Genomic DNA, 18,613 nt, shown 5'->3' with positions numbered 1-18,613 from the left:
TTGAATGGACCGGTGCTCCCCGAACCCGACCCCCGCCTCTGCCAGGCGCTCGCCGCCGATCTCAGCGCCGCCGACTATGTGAGCGTGACGCTCCGAGAGGCGTGGGGCGCGCACGCGGACGACGCCGTGGCGCGGGGCCTCCGCCGTCCGGCCGAGCGTGCGCTCGGCAGCCGCGACGACGCCCTCGCCGTGCTGGGGCGCCTGTGGGGGCTCGGTCTCACCGTGGATCGCGAGCGACTTGATACGGCCCTACGGTCGCTGGGCGTCGACGGTGCAGCCGCGCTGGGGCTCGTGCATGTCGAGGGAGATTACGTGCGCCCCGCGGTGGTGGTGCGCCCGCAGGCGTTCTCGGACGACGCGGGGGAGGTCGAATGGTGGATCGCCAGCGACCTCGACGAGGCGGCGCTGCAGGGACCTCTCCCCGAAGACCACGTCCTGGGGGTCGGCGGGGCCTCGCAGACCCTCGCCCGCCTCCAACTGACCCGCGGCGCGCGGACCGCCCTCGACGTCGGCACGGGGTGCGGCATCCAGGCTCTGCGCCTGCGCCGGCTCGTGGATCACGTCGTCGCGACCGACATCTCCGAGCGGGCGCTGCGGTTCACGCGGCTGAACGCCCTGCTCAACGGCGTCGACGGCATCGAGACGCGGCACGGCTCGCTCTTCGACCCGGTCGCGAGTGAGACGTTCGACCGGGTGGCATCCAATCCCCCGTTCGTCATCACACCCCGCGTCGAGGGGGTTCCGGCCTACGAGTACCGCGACGGGGGGATGGAGGGCGATTCGCTGGTGGAGGCCGTCGTCGCGGGGGTCGGTTCGCACCTCTCCCCCGGCGGCGTCGCGCAGTCGTTGGGCAACTGGGAGTACCGCGAGGGTGAAGCGGGACTCGATCGCGTCCGCTCGTGGGTGGGCGAGGAGATGGATGCCTGGGTGATCGAGCGCGAGGTGCTCGATCCGCTCGCCTACGCGGAGCTGTGGGTGCGTGACGGCGGCACGGTTCCGGGAACGGCGGCCCACGGACGTCTCATCGACGCCTGGCTCGACGATTTCGCCCGCCGCGGTGTGACGGGCGTGGGCTTCGGGTATCTGCTGCTGCGGAAGCCCCTCGCCGGTGGCCCCACGCTGGCGCGATACGAGCGCGTCGCGGGGGGCGGGGAATCCGCGTTCGGTCCGCACCTCGCAGCCTGCCTCGCCGCGCACGACCGCGCGGCCCTGCTCGACCACGACGACCTCGCGGCGAGCGTGCTGCAAGTGGCGCCCGACGTCACCGAGGCGCGCCACTACCGTCCGGGTGAGGGGGACCCGTCGGTCATCGAGCTGCACCAGGGCGGAGGCTTCGCGCGGCGGATGGAGGTCGACCCGGCTCTCGCGGCGCTGGTGGGCGCGTGCGACGGCGATCTGGCCGTCGGCGTGCTGATCGACGCCATCGCGCAGTTGATGGAGGTGGATGCCGCGCACCTCCGCGCCGACCTGCTGCCGCGCGTGCGCGAGCTGCTGGTGACCGGGTTCGTCTCGTTCGCCGACTGAGGTGCGCGGTCGGGGCAGGCCGGGGCCGGGGCTGCTCCGCCGGGGGTGCGAGCCAGGCGAGTGTCCATGAAACCCGGACGTGGATGCCGTGGCATCCGGGTGTTCCGGACACTCGATGAAGCTGCCGAGAGGCGCAAGGTCGCTGTCGGCGCCCCCGGATAGGCTCGAAGACATGCTGAACATGGCCGAGGGTCTCGCGCGCCTCAAGGAGCTCGCCGCGCACCCCGTCGTCGCCACCGTCGCCCGTGCCTTCGCCGACGCCGGCCGTGATCTCGCGATCGTCGGCGGCCCCGTCCGCGACGCGCTGCTGGGCCGCACCACGCACGACTTCGACTTCACCACCGACGCCCGCCCCGACGAGATCCTCGCGCTGATCAAGCCCGTCTCCTCCGTGCAGTGGGACGTCGGCCGCGCCTTCGGAACCATCGGCGCACGCGTCAAGGGCGAGCAGGTCGAGATCACCACCTATCGCGCCGACAGCTACGACGGGGTCACCCGCAAGCCCACGGTGGAGTTCGGCGACACCCTCGAGGCCGACCTCACCCGTCGCGACTTCACCGTCAACGCGATGGCGCTCCGCGTGCCCGCACGCACGCTCGTCGACCCGACCGGCGGCGTCGAAGACCTGATCGCCGGGCGCCTCCGCACCCCCATCGATCCGGCCGTGAGCTTCGGCGACGACCCCCTGCGCATGCTGCGCGCGGCGAGGTTCTCGTCGCAGCTCGACTTCACCGTCGACGGGGTGACCTTCGACGCGATCGCCGAATTGCGGGCGTCGCTCGGGATCGTCAGTCCCGAGCGCGTGCAGGCCGAGCTCGTGCGCCTGCTCCAGACCGATGACCCCGTCCGCGGGATCCGCGTGCTCGTCGAGACCGGACTGATCGAGGAGTTCCTGCCCGAGGTGCCGGCGTTGCGCCTCGAGATCGACGAGCACCATCACCACAAAGACGTCTACGAGCACTCCCTCACCGTGTTGCGTCAGGCCATCGCGCTCGAGAAGATCCGGCATCCGGATGCCGTCCCCGATGTGCCCCTGCGCCTCGCCGCCCTCCTGCACGACATCGGCAAGCCCGCCACGCGACGCCTCGAGCCGGGCGGGGGCGTGACCTTCCACCACCACGACGTCAAGGGTGCGCGCCTGGCCCGCAAGCGCCTGCAGGCTCTACGTTTCGACGCGGCGACCACCACCGTCGTCACGCGTCTCATCGAGCTGCACCTGCGGTTCTTCGGCTACGCCGAGGGGGCGTGGACGGATGCCGCGGTGCGCCGGTACGTCCGCGACGCCGGGGCCGAGCTGGAGCGCCTGCACATCCTCACCCGGGCCGATGTGACCACCCGCAACAAGCGCAAGGCGCAGCGACTGGCATCCGCCTACGACGACATCGAGGCGCGCATCTCCGCCCTCCGCGAGCAGGAGGAGATCGACTCGATCCGCCCCGAGCTCGACGGCAATCGCATCCAGGAGGTGCTCGGGCTGAAGCCGGGGCGCGAGGTGGGCGAGGCCTACCGTTTCCTGCTCGATCTGCGGCTCGATGAGGGCGTGGTCGGCGAGGACGAGGCCGAGAAGCGCCTGCGGGAGTGGTGGGCGGCGCGGGGCTGAGCTCGACGGGGGTGCGGCGGCGAGTCGTGCTCGGGAGCCTGTTCGCGGCCCCGAGCGCGCCGGGCCCTGCCGGGGTGATCGGCGGGGTGCCTGCGAGCGGCCTGCGAAAGCGCACCACGGCCGTACCGGCCGACCTACACTGAGACCCCCTGCCGTCACCGTCGATGGGAGTCCCGTGCCATCCGCCTGGTCGCGACCCGCGATCTCCCCCGAGACATCGGGGCTGCTGATCGCGCGCGCCCACGAGGAGTTGATCGCGGGCAACGAGGACCGGCGGCTCGACGACGTCCGGTCGCTGGTCAAGGATTCGTGGCGACGGTCACTGGCATCCCTCGTGGGACCGGAGGGTCTTCCCGCACTCGACCTCGCGAGCGACGAGCTCGACGCCTATCGCCGCGCGCATCCGCTCGCCGGGGTGATGGACATGGTGAGGGGGCTCCTGCTGCCGGGTACCGCCGAGGAGTCGGGCGTCATCGTCGCCGTCGGCGATGCCGCGGGGCGGCTGCTGTGGGTCGAGGGGGACCGCCACATCCGTACGCTGACCGGTGAGATGGGCTTCGTGGCGGGAGCGAACTGGGCAGAAGACGCCGTCGGAACCTCGGCCCCGGGAACGGCGTTGACCCTCGACCGATCGGTGCAGATCCGCGGCGCCGAGCATTTCAACCGACTCGTGCAGCCCTGGTCGTGCACCGCGGCGCCCGTGCACGACCCGGAGACGCATCGCCTGCTCGGCGTCATCGACGTCACGGGAGGGCCCGAGGCCGTGACACCCCAGGCCCAATTGCTGGTGGATGCCACAGCGCGGGCCATCGAGAGCGAGATCCTCGTCGCGCGTCTGCGTTCCCAGCAGGCTCCTCCCCCGCGACGCGCGGCGCCCGCGCGCGCCCTGCTGCGCATCCTCGGACGTGACCGCGCGATGCTGGAGGTCGGCGGCTCGACGCTCGAACTCAGCGCACGCCACGCGGAGATCCTGCTGCTGCTCGCCGTGCACCGCGAGGGGCTCTCGGCGGAGGCATTGAGCGAGGCCGTGTACGGCCACGCCGCAGTGGAGACGCTGCGGCCCGAGATGGTGCGCCTGCGCCGCGCCCTCGTCCCCGTCGCCCCGCGGGTGGTCCCGGCATCCCGGCCCTACCGACTCGTCGACGGACTCGAGACCGATGCCCAGCACGTGCTGTCGCTCCTCGACCGCGGCGCGCACCGGGTGGCCGTCGCCGCATACGCGGGTCCGGTGCTGCCCGAGTCCGACGCGCCGGGAGTGGTGGAGGTGCGCGAGTCCGTGCGCTCGACGCTGCGGGAGGCGCTGATCGCCGAGGCTCGCGTCGACGTGCTCCTCGCCTACGCCGACACCGCCGACGGGCGCGACGACGAGGAGGTGCTGCGGCTGTGTCTGTCGATGCTCCCTCCGCGTTCGCCCAAGCGTGCCGGCCTCGTCGCGCGGGTCGAGCGACTCGAGCGCGAGTGAATCCCCGCTGAGGCGACCATGCTTTCGGGCGCGTTCACTCTTCGGTGGGCCCGATGTCGGAGGCCCTCGTTACGCTGAACATATGGACGAAAACGCGCTCGACATCTTCTCGACAGCCCGTGCCCGTCGCGACGTCGCGCGCATCCGCGAGGCGCTCGCCGAGGTCAAGGCGGGCGACGTCGCCCGCGTCATCGTCCGTTCGCCGCGCTACGGCCTCTACGCCCTCGAGGGCACCGTCCGCATCGGCGTGGGCGGCCAGCCCCTGGTCGGCGACGTGATCCTCGCGACGAGCTCCGAGATCCAGCGCATCGACCTCGGGATCGAGCCTCCGCAGCCGGCGCTCGAGGCCGATGTGGTCGACCCGTCGACCCTGCCCCACGGCACGCCCGTGCGCGTGACGTTTCTCACGCCGACGCACCAGACCTTCGCCCTCACCGGCCCGATCACGGCCGGCAACGACCGTTTCCTCCTCGTCGGCAGCTGGATCGTCGCCGACGACCGTGTGATCGCCCCGCGCGTGCAGAGCATCGAGCGCCTCGACGACGTCGACCTGCACGAGGTCAACGTCCCGCCGCTGCGATCGGTGCTGGCCGACGCCGACGTGTAGTCGCGAACGCAGAACGGATGCCACGGCTTCAGGGTCGTGGCATCCGTCGTGTCGGGGGGTGCGGGTCCCGCGGGGTGCGGGCGCGCGGTCCGCGCGGTGGGCGTGCACGATCTGCATGCCCGGAGAGCAACCTCTTCCTCGGAGAATCTCGGCCACGAGCTGCGTGAATCGCGCAGATCTGCGGAGATCGGATGCCGCGGCGGGCCGGCCGAGGAATCCGCCACCGCCGTCGTCACGACAGGTCGGGCGGCTGGTGCCGATGTCGCCCCCCGGCGCCGCCGACGGCTCACCCCGGCGCAACTCGATGCAACCTCCTCCGGCGTACCGTCGGCGCATCGCCGCCCGAAGCAGACGCGGCGACTCATGACCGTCGAAGGAGACACGCATGACCATCGTCGAAGAAGGCGTCTCGAGCGTCTACGCCGCTCCCGGATCCCGCGGAGCCGTCGCCGAATACCGTTCGCGGTACGGGCACTACATCGGCGGCGAGTGGGTCGCACCGCACAGCGGTGAGTACTTCGAGAACATCACCCCCGTCACCGGCAAGCCGTTCTGCGAGGTCGCCCGCGGCGACGCGCACGACATCGACCGCGCGGTCGAGGCCGGGTGGAAGGCGTTCGCGTCGTGGAAGAAGACCACGCCCGCCCAGCGCAGCGTCATCCTGAACAAGATCGCCGACCGGATCGAGGAGAACCTCGAGAAGATCGCCGTCGCGGAGACGTGGGAGAACGGTAAGCCGGTGCGCGAGACGCTCGCCGCCGACATTCCACTGACCGTCGACCATTTCCGCTACTTCGCCGGCGTACTTCGCGCACAGGAAGGCTCCCTCAGCCAGCTCGACGAGAACACCGTCGCCTACCACTTCAACGAGCCGCTCGGAGTGGTCGGCCAGATCATCCCGTGGAACTTCCCCATCCTCATGGCGGCATGGAAGCTCGCACCCGCTCTCGCTGCGGGCAACTGCGTCGTGATCAAGCCGGCCGAGCAGACCCCGGCATCCCTTCTCTTCCTGTTCGACATCATCGGCGACCTCCTTCCGGCTGGTGTCGTCAACATCGTCAACGGCTTCGGCATCGAGGCGGGCGCTCCACTGGCTCAGCACAAGCGGATCCGCAAGATCGCCTTCACCGGTGAGACCACCACGGGCCGCCTGATCATGCAGTACGCCTCGCAGAACCTCATTCCGGTGACACTCGAGCTCGGTGGCAAGAGCCCCAACGTGTTCTTCGAAGACGTGGCGCTGCGCAGCGACGACGCCTATTACGACAAGGCACTCGAGGGCTTCACGATGTTCGCGCTGAACCAAGGCGAGGTGTGCACGTGCCCGTCCCGGTCGCTCATCCAGCGGTCGATCTACGACCAGTTCCTCGGGGACGGCCTCCAGCGGGTGAAGAAGGTGCGTCAGGGCAATCCGCTCGACCCCGAGACGATGATCGGCGCGCAAGCCTCGAACGACCAGCTCGAGAAGATCCTGTCGTACATCGACATCGGCAAGCAGGGCGGCGCGAAGCTCCTCACGGGCGGCGAGCGGGTCGATCTCGGTGGCGAGCTGTCCGACGGCTATTACGTCGCGCCGACGGTCTTCGAGGGCACGAACGACATGCGCATCTTCCAGGAGGAGATCTTCGGTCCCGTGCTGTCTGTCACGTCGTTCGACGATTTCGACGACGCCATCGCGATCGCCAACGACACCCTCTACGGCCTCGGGGCGGGTGTCTGGGCACGCAGCGGCGACACCGCCTACCGCGCTGGTCGCGCGATCGAGGCGGGCCGCGTGTGGACGAACACGTATCACCAGTACCCCGCGCACGCGGCATTCGGTGGCTACAAGCAGTCGGGCATCGGTCGCGAGAACCACCTGAAGATGCTCGACCACTACCAGCAGACGAAGAACCTGCTCGTGTCATATGCCGACGGAGCAATGGGCTTCTTCTGAGTCGTGGCGGCTCCGGGACCGCCCGGCGCCGCCTTCCCGCCATGCCACCCTCGGTCGCCTGGGGAACACTCCGGCAGCCGGAGGGAGACATCCTTCGGAAGGAATGGAACATGCGAGGACTCTCCCGCGTCGACGTGACGGATGCCGCGGCCGCGCTGCTGCGAGAGTTGACGACGAAGCACGGGCCGCTGATGTTCCATCAGTCCGGCGGCTGCTGCGACGGCAGTTCGCCCATGTGCTATCCCGTGGGAATGTTCATCACCGGCCCGAGCGACGTGCATCTCGGAGACGTCGAGGTCGGTCTCGACGACCCCATCGAGGTGTACATGTCGGAGTCGCAGTTCGAGTACTGGAAGTTCACGCACCTGACGATCGACGTCGTCCCGGGCCGCGGGGCCGGTTTCTCGGTCGAGGGTCCCGTGGGGATGCGGTTCCTCATCCGGTCGCGGATGCTGACGGAGGAGGAGGCGGAGGCGTTCGGGGTGGGCGTTCGTTCCGAATGAGCCCGGCACGCCACACCTTCTCGCGTGCCCATGAGGTGATGGTGAATGCCATCACGAGCACCGGCGCCGAGAACACGGCGTCGGGGGCCAGGCCCGCCACGAGCAAACCCGTCAGCACGACCGAGGTGACGGCCACCCACCAGGTCGCAGGGCGTACCGGGTCGATGAGCAGTCCCCACCCGGTGCCGATGATGGCGACGCACACCGCGACGGTGATCGCTGAATCGACTGTCTCCCACACGGCGTGCCCCCTCGATGCCGACAAAGGTTCAGGCTGCCACGATCCGCTCGTAGGGCATCGATGTCGTCACCTGCCGACGGGATGAACTTCACCCGCCGCCGCGATATGGGTCGGAGGTCATGGCATCCCTTTCCGCCGGCACAGCTTCGCAACAATACAGAGTTCGGATGCCACGCGCCCCCGCCGGGGCGCCGGTGTCGTCGCGTGACGAGCTGGCGGGCCCGATGTCGGAGGGGCGCGTTAGCCTGGCGGAATGTCGGGCAAGGTCTACGTCATCCACGAGAACCCCCAGTGGATTCCGCCGTTCGCGGCGGCGTTCGATGCCGAAGGGGTGCCGTTCGAAGAGTGGCTGCTCACCGACGGATCCATCGATCTCGCGGTCGAACCGCCCGACGGTGTCTTCTGGTCGCGTCTGAGCGCCTCCGCGCATACGCGTGACCATGCGCACAGCAAGGAGTTCGGCCGCGCTGTGCTGCGCTGGCTCGCCTCGTGGGGTCGCACCGTCATCAACGGCGCCGACGTGCTCGAGCTCGAGGTGAGCAAGGTCGCGCAGCATGCGGCGCTGCGGCACGCGGGCGTCGAGGTCCCCCGCACACTCGCCGTCTTCGGCTCCGACGATCTCGTGGCATCGGCCGAGCGCTTCGGCGCGCCGTTCATCAGCAAGCACAACCAGGGTGGCAAGGGTCTGGGCGTGCGCCGGTGGGACTCGGTCGACGACTTCTCGGCCTGGGTCACCGGTCCTGACTTCGAACCGTCGCCCGACGGCATCACCCTTCTGCAGGAGCTTCTCGTCGGTCGTGGTGCGTTCATCACCCGGGCCGAGTTCGTCGCGGGCGAATTCGTGTACGCCGTGCGCGTCGACACCAGCGCCGGAAGCTTCGAGCTCTGCCCCGCGGAGGCCTGCGCGATCCCGGATGCCGACGGGGTCGAGCCCGAGCCGATGTTCCGGCTGCGCGACGACGTCGACCCGGCGCTCATCGACCGTTACCTCGCCTTCCTCGCGGCCGAGGGCGTGGGTATCGCCGGCATCGAGTTCATCGAGACGATCGACGGTCGCACCGTGACCTACGACGTCAACACCAACACCAACTACAACCCCGACGTCGAGGCATCCGCTCCGCGTTCGGGACCGCGTGAGATCGCCCGCTGGCTCGGCTCCCTGCTGCCACGCGAGGTGGCGGTCGCCCGCGGCTGAGCTCGCGGCCCGCGACCGAGCTCGGGGAACGCGACCGAGCTCGGGAAACGCGACGGAGCTCGGGGAACGCGACCGCGCTCGCGGAACGCGACGGTCACGCGTCGCGCTGCGCCTCCAGACGCCGCACGCGCGGGATCACCTCGGCGGCGAACCGCTGCATCTCGGGCAGGTGGGGCGAGAACTGCAGCAGCAGCGTCGAGACGCCGACGTTCGCGAATTCCACGATCCGCTCGGCGACCTGGTCGGGCGTGCCGACGAGGTTCGGCCGCAGGCCGCGGTTCGACACCGAGTACTCCTTCAGATCGACCGGGGTGTCGAGCTTCGACTTGCTCACGAAGTCTTGATACGAGCCGTACGCCGCTCCCCCGCGCACATCGGTGATCCGCTCGATCTCGGCCTGCGCCTCGGCTTCGGTGTCGCGCACCACGGCGTACGCCGCCATTCCGAACGCCTCGAACGGCGTCGCCCCCGAGAGCGCCCGTCGCCGTCGCATGTCGTCGACCTTCGTCGACAGCTCGTCGAGCGTGCCGCCGTGGGTCAGATACGCGTCGGCGAAGCTCGTGATCGCGGTGCGTCCGGCCTCGCTCTCGCCGCCGGCGTACAGACGCGGGATGACGCGCGGCTTGGGCTCGGTGAACGTGCCCTCCGTGCGGTAGTACTCGCCGTCGTAGGCGAAAGGCGTCTCGGACCACAGCCCGCGCAGCACCTCGACCCACTCGATGGTGCGGGCGTACCGGTCGTCGTGCGCGCTGAAGAGGCCGTCGTACTGTTTCGCCTCCTCGGCCCACCACGCCGAGACCACGTTGAGGGTGAACCGGCCGCCGCTGATCTCGTCGATGGTCGCGGCCTGTTTGGCGGTGTGGAATGGGTTGTGGAAGCCCGGACGCACCGCGGTCATCAGCTCGAGCGACGTCGTGACCGCCGCGAGCGCCGCGGTCACCGCCCAGGCGTCGAGGGAGGGAGCGTCGACGCCCTTGATGTCGTTGAGGTTCAGCTCGGGGATGAGCGTGAGGTCGAACCCGCCCTCTTCCGCGGCGCGGGCGATCTCGGCGATGTGGGCGAACGAGACGGGGGTCTGTTCGTCGTCGACGTTGCGCAGCCAGCCGCCGAAGATCGGGGTCCAGTAGCCGAAACGCACGCGCTGGGGGGAAGTCATGACATCCATCCTTCCGGGTCTGCGGGGGCGTGGCGCCGGGCCCGACACGCGCGGTCACGTCGGCCGTCGAACGCTGCGTTCTGCGGCGGCGGTAACACGACGATCGGGGTCTGTCACAGCCGCGTAACACGGCATCCATAGATTTCTTTCAGGTTCGGCTCACCGGACCGTCCCCCCTGCCGCGCGAGAAGCTCCACGTCGCGCGGCCGCAACCCCCATGGAGACCCCGTGCAGAGACGCATCCTCGCGGGCACCGTCGTCTGCGGCTTCGCCGCGACGACCGTGTTCGCCGCCCTCCCGGCTTCGGCCGCGATGGTTCCCCCCTCGTTGACTGTGGTGCGACCCGTGTCGCCGCTGATCGACATGCCGACCAGCTACCCGGCTCAGCCCGAGCTGAAGGTGTTCCCCGACCTCCCCGAAGACGCATCGATCGCGCGCGGTGTGCGTCCGTACGACGAGATCGCACCGTTCCTGAACACCCTCATGGACGCCAGCGACCGGGTCTCGGCTCAGGTCGTCGGCACCTCGGCGCAGGGCCGCGACATCTACCTCGTGACCGTCACGGCCCCCGAGACCACCGCGCAGACGGCTCAGCAGTCGGACTGGCGCGACCTCGTCAAGGCCGATCCGACGGCCGCCGCGGCGGATGCGACGCTGCAGAGCGAGTACAAGGTGCCGATGTGGTTCAACGGCAACATTCACGGCAACGAGTGGGAGGGCACCGACGCGACCCTCAACTACATCGAGGACCTCGCCACCTCCACCGACCCGGCCACGACCGAGATGCTCGACGACCACCGCGTCTACTTCACGGTCACCAACAACCCCGACGGCCGTGCCCTCGGGCAGCGCGGGACCGCGAACGGCTACGACCCGAACCGCGACTTCATCACGGGCGCCACCGCCGAGGCATCCATCGTCCGCGACCTGGCGAGCGTCATCCAGCCGACGTACTTCATCGACCTGCACGGCTACACCAGCGTGCTCCAGGTCGAGCCCTGCGGTCCCCCGCACGGTGAGAACTACGAGTACGACCTCTTCGTGCCGCACGCGTACGCCACGGCGTTGGAGATCGAGGATGCCGTGACCGCGGCGAACATCCCCGGGAACACCTACTACGACCCGGCGACCGACAGCGTGACCGAGACCAACACCGGCTTCATCAACATCCCGTACCGCGACCAGCGGTCGGGCTGGGACGACTGGCCCCCGATCTTCGCGCCGCAGTACGTGGCGTACCAGGGCGCCATCACCAACACCGTCGAATTGCCGCTCGGGCGCTCGGGCGACCAGCCCGCGCGCGCGAAGGTGAACATCGAGGTCGCCGAGGTCGTCATCGACACCGTCGTGGACTACGTCGATGAGCACAGCGACGCGCTGCTCGACAACCAGATCGAGATCTTCCGCCGCGGCGAGGCCGGCGAGCCCAGCCGCGAGATCCCGGCCGATGTCGCCCCCGAGGACCTCGCTACGGGCGTGCCCGCGGAGTGGACGGACATCTGGGACGAGACCGACATCTACAACGCCGACTTCCCGCGCGCGTACGTCATTCCCATCGGTCCCGGTCAGCGGTCGGACTCCGACGCGCAGACGCTCGTGCAGCAACTGCTCGTGAACGGCATCCGGGTCGACCGTCTCACCGCCGCCGCGCGCGTGGACGGCGTCGACTACCCGGCGGGGTCGTACTACGTCGACATGCACCAGCCGCTCCGCGGTCTCGCGAACGTACTGCTGGCCGACGGTTCCGACATCTCCGACCGCGTGCCCGACATGTACGACATCTCGGCGTGGAGCCTCTCGCTGCTCTGGGGTGCGGATGTCGCACGCATCGGCGAGACGACCGACTCGGCGCCGACCACCGCGACCGAGCCCGTTACCGAGGCACCGCTGACGGGTTCGGTTCCCGCGGGGGCCGGGTCGCTGACGTTCGAGCCGCGGGGCGTGGCCGACTGGCAGGCGGTCAACGGGCTGCTGGCCTACGGCGTGCCCCTGTCGCAGCAGTCCGACGGCACCATCGTGCTCGGCTCCGGAGCCGCGTCCCGCGCGGCTGCCGAGCTGGCGGCGGAGCTGTTCGGTGTCGACTTCGAGCTCGGTGAACCGGCGGCCACCGACGCCACCGAGCTGCGCAGCGTGCGCATCGGCTACGTCGGCGACGCGGGGGACCGCGATGCCCTGACCAAGCTCGGCTTCACCGGACTCGTACCGGTCACCGCCGCCGCCCTGGCCGTGGGTGAAGTCGACCTCTCCACCGTCGACGTCCTCTACGTCGGCACCGGGCTCAGCTTCACACCCGAGCAGCAGGCAGGGGCCGACCGGGTGACGGCGTTCATCGCGGCCGGCAAGCCCGTCGTGGGGCGCGGCGCCGGCGGTGCCGCCTTCGTGAACACCTACGTTGCGCCGCTCACCGCGGTGACCGGCACGCGCGGATCGAACGGCATCGCCCGGGTCGAGACGCCCGCCGACGGCGTGCTGGGTGACTACCCGCAGGACACCGCTTTCGGGTACCCGTTCGCGTGGTTCCCCGCCCCGTCCGCCGGGGTGACGATCGAGCAACGCTACGCCGGCTCCGACACCTTCATCTCGGGCCACTGGCGCAGCACTCCCGGCCAGTCGATTCAGGATGCCGCGGGCCAGGCGTCGGCGGTCTCGCTGACGGGCCCGTCCGGAACGCGCGCCTTCGTCTTCGGCACGTCGCCGACCTTCCGCGCGCACCCGGTCGGCGCCTTCAGCGACATCGCCCGCGCGGTGTTCTGGGCCGCAGACGAGCCGGTGGTCGTGGAACCGACCCCGACTCCGACGCCGGAACCGACCGTGGCGCCGACGGTCGCCCCGACGCCCGAGCCGACGGTCGCCCCGACCCCGGAGCCGACGGTCGCCCCGACGCCCGAGCCCACGGTCGCCCCGACGCTCGAGCCCACGCCGGAGCCGACGGTCGCCCCGACGGCGGAGCCGACCGCGGCCCCCACGGCCGCGCCGACTCTCGCGCCCACCGCATCGGCGACTCCGGCTCCCGTCGGTTCGACGGGTTCGCTGGCGCAGACCGGCGCCGCCGACGTCTCGTCGCTGGGCTGGCTCGCGCTCGCAGCGGGGATGATCGGTACCGGCCTGGTCGTCATCGGTCGCGTGCGCTCGACGAGTTCGACGCGCTGACACCGCTCCGGGGAGGGGCACCCGCCCCTCCCCGGAGTCCCGACCCTGGAGCTCCACCCATGACCCACCCCGTAGATCCCCCCCAGACCCCGGATGCCACGGCTCCCGAGCCGACCTCCCCTCGCTCGCGCCGCCGGGCGGCGATCGCCATCGGCTCGGCCCTGGCGCTCGGCGGGGTCGCGCTGGCCATTTGGGCGGTCGCGGCGGCGATCCCCTCCAGCCCCGACGCGCAGCCCGCGCCGGCCGCACCGGCATCGGTCCCGGCGACCCCGACCGTCGCATCGAGCGCGGGCGCATCGACGCCCGCGTCCGCGGCATCCACTCCCCCGCCGGCTTCTGAGAATGCCCCCGTGATCGCGGGTTTCTCCGTCTCGCCGACGGTCGCCGAGTGCCCCGACGACCGCGACAGCACCGTGCCGCTGACGTTCTCGTGGACCAGCGAGGGCGCCGATCGCGCCTGGATCGGCATCGCGACGAGCGATGCCTCGGTGCAGCCCACCGCCGAGGTCGAGACGACCGCCGAGGGGTACGCCGACCTGCTGTACGCGTGCAGCGACGCGGATCAGGTGTTCACCCTCACGGTGCAGGGTGCCGGCGGCACGCTCAGCCGCACCATCGCGATCGCGCGCGACCTGGGCTGACCCGCGTCGACTCCGTCCCCTTCGTGCCGGGGCGCCCGCGTCACACGCCGTCGAGCATTCCCTGCGATCGCGCCGTCTGTTCGCGCAGCGCCTCCGCCAGGGCGACCACCGCCGGGATGCGCAGCGAGTCGGCGCGCACGACCATCCAGTACGGCAGCCGCTCACTGACGACCGCGGGCAGCAGGCGCACGAGGTCGTCATGACGGTCGGCGGCGAAGCAGGGCAGCATTCCGATCCCGGCGCCGGCGCGGGTCGCCTCGACCTGCACGAGCACGTTCGTCGAGGTGACCCCGTCGCGCATCTGCGGTACGACGCGGCGCGGAAGGTCGAGCGCCTCCACCTGCAGCATTGCGTCGACGAAGTAGACGAGTCGGTGGCGCTGCAACTCCTCCATGTCGCGCGGGCTCCCGTGCGTCGACAGGTACGCGCGTGAGGCGTACATGCCGAGCGTGTACGAGCCCAGTTCGACGCTCGACCCGCGGGTGGTCTGCGGCTCCCCCACCACCACCTCGAGGTCGAGCCCCGGCCGGTGCAGCGAGGCGCGCCGCTGGGCGGCGACGATCTCGACGGACAGATCCGGATGCCGCTCGCGCAGACGCGCGATGGCGGGGGCGGCGATGAAGGCGCTGAAGCCGTCGGTCGCCGACATGCGGACGACGCCCGACACCGGATCGGGCTCCTCTCCCCCGGCCGCGAGCTGCGACATGGCCGCTTCGATGCGTCCGGCGGTCTCGGCGGCGTGCCGACCGAGGGCCGTGAGCTCCCACCCGCGCCCGGACTGCGTGACGACCCGGCCGCCCAGCGCCTCCTCGAGCGCGCCGATCCGGCGCGCCACCGTGGTGTGGTCGACCCCGCGTAGCTGTGCAGCGGCGGTGTAGCGGCCGGTGCGCGCCACCGCCAGGAGCATCAGGAGGTCGTCGGCGCGGACGTTATCAGCATCCATTCTGCAATTCTGCACAACGGAGTCGTGCAACTGGGCATTGCCGCAGTGCGGGCTCCCACCGAAACTGACATGCGGATGTCACCGCCGACACCGAAGGAGCGTCATGGATTCCCCCACCCGCGCACGTCAGAGCGCCGAGCCCCCCACCAATCGGATCCGCCGGGTCGTCGCCGCCTCCATGGCCGGCACGGTCGTGGAGTGGTACGAGTTCTTCCTCTACGCCACCGCCGCGAGCCTCGTGTTCGGCACGTTCTTCTTCCCGTCATCGGGCTCTCAGCTCGACGGGATCATCGCCGCCTTCGTCACCTACGCGGTCGGCTTCGTCGCGCGTCCGCTGGGCGGCATCGTGTTCGGGCAAATCGGCGACCGGTTCGGCCGCAAGCCGACGCTGCAGGCGACGATCATCATCGTCGGGGCCGCGACGTTCCTCATGGGGTGCCTGCCCGGGTTCGCGAGCGTCGGCTACTGGGCCCCGGCGATGCTCGTCGCCCTGCGTTTCATCCAGGGCTTCGCCGTCGGAGGGGAGTGGGGCGGTGCCGTGCTTCTCGTCGCCGAGCAGAGCCCCGACCGTCGCCGCGCGTTCTGGTCGAGCTGGCCGCAGGCCGCGGTGCCCGTCGGCAACCTGCTCGCCACCCTCGTGCTGCTGATCACGTCGTTCGTCCTCAGCCCCGCGGCGTTCCTCGACTGGGGCTGGCGCATCGCTTTCTGGCTCTCGGCCGTGATCGTGCTGGTCGGGTTCTGGATCCGCCGCCACGTCGAGGAGGCGCCGATCTTCCTCGAGGCCAAGGCGCAGGTCGAGCAGGAGAAGGCGACCTCGTTCGGCGTCGTCGAGGTGCTGCGCCGCTATCCCAAGGGCGTCGTGCAGGCCATGGGCGTGCGCTTCGCGGAGAACATCGTCTATTACATCGTCGTCAGCTTCTCGATCGTGTACCTCAAGGTCGTGCACTCCTACGACACCAGTCAGCTGTTGCTCGCCCTGCTCATCGCCCACGTCGTGCACTTCGCGGTGATCCCGCCGCTGGGCCGTCTCTCCGACCGCGTCGGGCGCCGCCCGGTGTACCTCGCGGGAGCGATCCTCAGTGCGACCTGGGCTTTCTTCGCGTTTCCGATGTTCGACACGCTCAATCCGGTGATGATCGTGCTCGCCGTGACGATCGGTCTGGTGTTCCACGCCGGCATGTACGCGCCGCAGCCGGCGGTCATGGCCGAGCTGTTCCCCACGCGCATGCGCTACTCGGGCGTCTCCCTCGGCGCGCAGGTGACGGCGATCCTCGCGGGATCCCTCGCCCCGATTCTCGCGACGCAGTGGCTACGCGACTTCGGCTCGTGGCTGCCGATCGCGCTGTACATCGTCGCGGCGTGCATCCTCACCTCGATCGCTGTGCTGTCGTTGAAGGAGACTCGCGGCATCTCGCTGCGAGACATCGACGCCGCCGACGCGGCGCGCACGGCCGAGCGCGTGGGAGTGAAGGGATCCGCATGAGCACCGACCTGACCGGCCGTCGCGCCCTCGTCACCGGGGGAGCGAGCGGCATCGGCGAAGCCATCGCGCGCGCATTCGCCGACGCCGGGGCCGAGGTCACCGTCGCCGACCTGAATGCCGAGGGGGCCGAACGCGTGGCCGCCGACATCGGCGGTCGCCCGTGGGTCGTCGACCTGTCTGACACGGCGGCGCTGCGCGAGCTCAGCCTCGATGTAGACATCCTGGTCAACAACGCCGGCATCCAGCACGTCAGCCCCATCGAGCAGTTCGACCCCGAGCGTTTCTCGTTCATGCTCCGGCTCATGCTCGAGGCACCGTTCCTGCTCATCCGCGCGGCGCTGCCGGGCATGTACGAGCGCGGCTTCGGTCGGGTGCTGAACGTCTCGAGCGTGCATGGCATCCGCGCCTCGGCGTTCAAGTCGGCGTACGTCACCGCAAAGCACGGCCTCGAGGGCCTGTCGAAGACCACGGCGCTCGAGGGCGGCCCGCACGGTGTGACGAGTGTGTGCATCGACCCGGGATACGTGCGCTCGCCGCTGGTCGAGAAGCAGATCGCCGATCAGGCGCGCGCCCACGGCATCGCGGAGGACGAGGTGCTCGAGACGATTCTGCTGCAGGATGCCGCGATCAAGCGCCTCGTCGAGCCGAGCGAAGTCGCGTCGCTGGCGCTGTGGCTGACGGGCCCGGATGCCGCCATGGTCACCGGCGCGAGCTACACGATGGACGGCGGGTGGTCGGCGCACTGATCCGTCGCGCGGATCAGGACCCCAGCACGTCGAACACGATGGTGAGGAGCCACCACGCGCCGATCGCCACGGCGACCAGCACGGTCACCCACGAGAAGCCTCGCCGCAGGCGTCGTCCCGGCGGTGCGACGCCGACCGGGGGAGGCGTGAGCAGCGTCGCCGGTGCGGTCGCGGCACCGGGCAATCCGGATGCCACCGCCCCCGCGGTCGGGGCGGCGGCCAGGCGTTCGTCACGCCACCGCGCCCACTGCGCAAGTTTGTCGTCGAGCGCGCCCACCGTCGCCATCACCCATTGCCAGGTCGCGGGGTCGAGCGTCGACAGGTCACGGCGGGAGTAGAGGAACAGCCATTCGTCGACGATCTCGACGTCGAGCTGCGCGGCGTTGTCGATGAAACGGGCCATGACGTCGGGCGTGAAGAGATAGAGAGCGTCGCGTTCGTACCCTTCGGGGCAGTACAACGCGAAGTGCTGGTCGAAGTCGCCCTCGAGGCTGAGGCGCTGCCCGCGGCCGAAGCTGACCGGCAGGTTGGAGCCGCCGAACAGGCCGTTGTTGCCCACGGCATCCAGCACGATGTGGGGGAGCGGAGTGTCGAGGCGCAGCGCCGCATACCCCCACCGGTGGGTCTGCTTGTTCTTGCCGGAGCCGGTCTCGTAGCGGTAGTTGGCCACCTCCACGAATCGCGGATGTTCTCGACGCACGAGATCGTGCGTTCCCCGGTCATGGCCGATGCTGAAGATCATTCCCGGGAGCGGGGGGTTCGTGTACCCCGGATGCCAGGTCATGCCGTTCGCGCGCGCGAAACGGTCGAGCCGGTAGTGGCGGACGGCGGCGCCGCGGAATCCGCGCACGATGGCCACGGCGACCACAGCGACGATGGCGAGGACCACGAGGAAGGGGAGCGCGGCGAGGGCGCTGCCGCTGCTCTCGGTGAACATCGTGACGACGATCGAGAGGAAGAGCGGGACGCCGACCAGGGCGAACGCGAGCACAACGACGACGAGGATGATCACCGACACGGTGCGGCCGCGCAGCGCCCCCCGCTCCCGCCGTTCGGCGGTGAACGCACGAACGGCCGCCTTGTCGACGGGCTCGGTCAGCGGCGCGGTGTCGAGCCCTGCAGGTGTCGTCATGTGTCGCCTCCCCGCCTTCGACCGTAGCGGGGGCATGCGACATCGGGGGAGTGTCGGCTTGTTCCGGCCGCCTGCGCCCGGTTCGGGGCGTGATCCGCGCGTCGGGGCGCACGACGCGCGCCCGGAAGAACAGAACACGCCCCGAACGGATGACGTTGCCCGAGCGTCGCCGTGAACGGGAAGACGACCCCACCCCGGCAGCGTCGCCGGGCGCGATTCCGCCGCACCCACGGCATCCGCTAGACTACGAAGGTTGTCCGGCGACGCCCATGCGCGTGTGAGCCCGTGATGACG

General features: G+C 70.3%; 14 protein-coding genes. 11 read left to right on the top strand and 3 right to left on the bottom strand.

Annotation, left to right across the window (positions count from 1 at the left end):
- Window positions 1-12 precede the first annotated feature (12 nt).
- The 7 genes from QRO03_RS06305 to QRO03_RS06275 all read left to right on the top strand — a co-directional run bounded on the left by QRO03_RS06305 (window position 13) and on the right by QRO03_RS06275 (window position 9,068).
- Window positions 13-1,524 carry a DUF7059 domain-containing protein gene (locus tag QRO03_RS06305; RefSeq protein ID WP_285136674.1) on the top strand — a complete coding sequence of 504 codons (1,512 nt, stop codon included), beginning with the start codon at window positions 13-15 and terminating at the stop codon, window positions 1,522-1,524.
- Window positions 1,525-1,696: 172 nt separating this feature from the next.
- Entirely contained in the window at window positions 1,697-3,124 is a 1,428-nt protein-coding gene (locus QRO03_RS06300) for a CCA tRNA nucleotidyltransferase (protein ID WP_285136673.1), read from the top strand.
- 175 nt (window positions 3,125-3,299) lie between these two features.
- Window positions 3,300-4,586, top strand: coding sequence for a GAF domain-containing protein (locus tag QRO03_RS06295; RefSeq protein ID WP_285136672.1), 1,287 nt, complete (start codon window positions 3,300-3,302; stop codon window positions 4,584-4,586).
- A gap of 82 nt (window positions 4,587-4,668) precedes the next feature.
- Entirely contained in the window at window positions 4,669-5,193 is a 525-nt protein-coding gene (locus QRO03_RS06290; protein WP_285136671.1) for a hypothetical protein, read from the top strand.
- Between the two features lie 385 nt (window positions 5,194-5,578).
- Window positions 5,579-7,129: an acetaldehyde dehydrogenase ExaC gene (exaC, locus tag QRO03_RS06285; RefSeq protein ID WP_285136670.1), complete on the top strand. Its 1,551-nt coding sequence runs from the start codon at window positions 5,579-5,581 to the stop codon at window positions 7,127-7,129.
- 110 nt (window positions 7,130-7,239) lie between these two features.
- On the top strand, window positions 7,240-7,632 hold the full coding sequence (locus QRO03_RS06280) for a DUF779 domain-containing protein (protein WP_285136669.1): 393 nt from the start codon (window positions 7,240-7,242) through the stop codon (window positions 7,630-7,632).
- A gap of 494 nt (window positions 7,633-8,126) precedes the next feature.
- The gene (locus tag QRO03_RS06275) at window positions 8,127-9,068 is read left to right on the top strand and encodes an ATP-grasp domain-containing protein (RefSeq protein ID WP_285136668.1); all 942 of its coding nucleotides are present in this window, start codon (window positions 8,127-8,129) and stop codon (window positions 9,066-9,068) included.
- Window positions 9,069-9,162: 94 nt separating this feature from the next.
- On the opposite strand, the gene QRO03_RS06270 is transcribed toward QRO03_RS06275, so the two are convergent.
- The gene (locus tag QRO03_RS06270) at window positions 9,163-10,224 is read right to left on the bottom strand and encodes an LLM class flavin-dependent oxidoreductase (protein ID WP_285136667.1); all 1,062 of its coding nucleotides are present in this window, start codon (window positions 10,222-10,224) and stop codon (window positions 9,163-9,165) included.
- Between the two features lie 228 nt (window positions 10,225-10,452).
- On the opposite strand from QRO03_RS06270, the gene QRO03_RS06265 reads away from it, so the two are divergent.
- Together QRO03_RS06265 and QRO03_RS06260 are read left to right on the top strand one after the other, a co-directional pair.
- Window positions 10,453-13,374 carry a M14 family zinc carboxypeptidase gene (locus QRO03_RS06265; protein ID WP_285136666.1) on the top strand — a complete coding sequence of 974 codons (2,922 nt, stop codon included), beginning with the start codon at window positions 10,453-10,455 and terminating at the stop codon, window positions 13,372-13,374.
- Between the two features lie 59 nt (window positions 13,375-13,433).
- Window positions 13,434-14,015 carry a hypothetical protein gene (locus tag QRO03_RS06260; RefSeq protein ID WP_285136665.1) on the top strand — a complete coding sequence of 194 codons (582 nt, stop codon included), beginning with the start codon at window positions 13,434-13,436 and terminating at the stop codon, window positions 14,013-14,015.
- Window positions 14,016-14,055: 40 nt separating this feature from the next.
- Here the strand turns inward: QRO03_RS06260 and QRO03_RS06255 are convergent, their stop codons facing one another.
- A complete protein-coding gene (locus tag QRO03_RS06255; RefSeq protein WP_285136664.1) occupies window positions 14,056-14,958 on the bottom strand; it encodes a LysR family transcriptional regulator in 903 nt (300 codons plus the stop codon).
- 103 nt (window positions 14,959-15,061) lie between these two features.
- On the opposite strand from QRO03_RS06255, the gene QRO03_RS06250 reads away from it, so the two are divergent.
- A complete protein-coding gene (locus tag QRO03_RS06250) occupies window positions 15,062-16,441 on the top strand; it encodes an MFS transporter (protein WP_285136663.1) in 1,380 nt (459 codons plus the stop codon).
- On the top strand, window positions 16,438-17,187 hold the full coding sequence (locus tag QRO03_RS06245) for a 3-hydroxybutyrate dehydrogenase (protein ID WP_285136662.1): 750 nt from the start codon (window positions 16,438-16,440) through the stop codon (window positions 17,185-17,187). The genes QRO03_RS06250 and QRO03_RS06245 overlap by 4 nt, the downstream gene beginning before the upstream one ends.
- A 13-nt stretch (window positions 17,188-17,200) precedes the next feature.
- Here QRO03_RS06245 and QRO03_RS06240 read toward each other — a convergent pair whose 3' ends face one another.
- Entirely contained in the window at window positions 17,201-18,319 is a 1,119-nt protein-coding gene (locus tag QRO03_RS06240) for a hypothetical protein (RefSeq protein ID WP_285136661.1), read from the bottom strand.
- Window positions 18,320-18,613: the final 294 nt, after the last annotated feature.

The sequence above is a fragment of the Microbacterium sp. lyk4-40-TSB-66 genome (assembly GCF_030209475.1).
Classification (GTDB): Bacteria; Actinomycetota; Actinomycetes; order Actinomycetales; family Microbacteriaceae; genus Microbacterium.
The sequence above is the reverse complement of the archived record's forward strand: the minus strand, read 5'-3'. Positions and strand labels throughout refer to the sequence as shown.

Coding starts and splice junctions, on each gene's coding strand:
- QRO03_RS06300 (WP_285136673.1), top strand. CDS start 1,697: ATGCTGAACATGGCCGAGGGTCTCGCGCGCCTCAAGGAGCTCGCCGCG.
- QRO03_RS06240 (WP_285136661.1), bottom strand. CDS start 18,319: ATGACGACACCTGCAGGGCTCGACACCGCGCCGCTGACCGAGCCCGTC.
- QRO03_RS06250 (WP_285136663.1), top strand. CDS start 15,062: ATGGATTCCCCCACCCGCGCACGTCAGAGCGCCGAGCCCCCCACCAAT.
- QRO03_RS06255 (WP_285136664.1), bottom strand. CDS start 14,958: ATGGATGCTGATAACGTCCGCGCCGACGACCTCCTGATGCTCCTGGCG.
- QRO03_RS06290 (WP_285136671.1), top strand. CDS start 4,669: ATGGACGAAAACGCGCTCGACATCTTCTCGACAGCCCGTGCCCGTCGC.
- QRO03_RS06245 (WP_285136662.1), top strand. CDS start 16,438: ATGAGCACCGACCTGACCGGCCGTCGCGCCCTCGTCACCGGGGGAGCG.
- QRO03_RS06280 (WP_285136669.1), top strand. CDS start 7,240: ATGCGAGGACTCTCCCGCGTCGACGTGACGGATGCCGCGGCCGCGCTG.
- QRO03_RS06275 (WP_285136668.1), top strand. CDS start 8,127: ATGTCGGGCAAGGTCTACGTCATCCACGAGAACCCCCAGTGGATTCCG.
- exaC (WP_285136670.1), top strand. CDS start 5,579: ATGACCATCGTCGAAGAAGGCGTCTCGAGCGTCTACGCCGCTCCCGGA.
- QRO03_RS06270 (WP_285136667.1), bottom strand. CDS start 10,224: ATGACTTCCCCCCAGCGCGTGCGTTTCGGCTACTGGACCCCGATCTTC.
- QRO03_RS06260 (WP_285136665.1), top strand. CDS start 13,434: ATGACCCACCCCGTAGATCCCCCCCAGACCCCGGATGCCACGGCTCCC.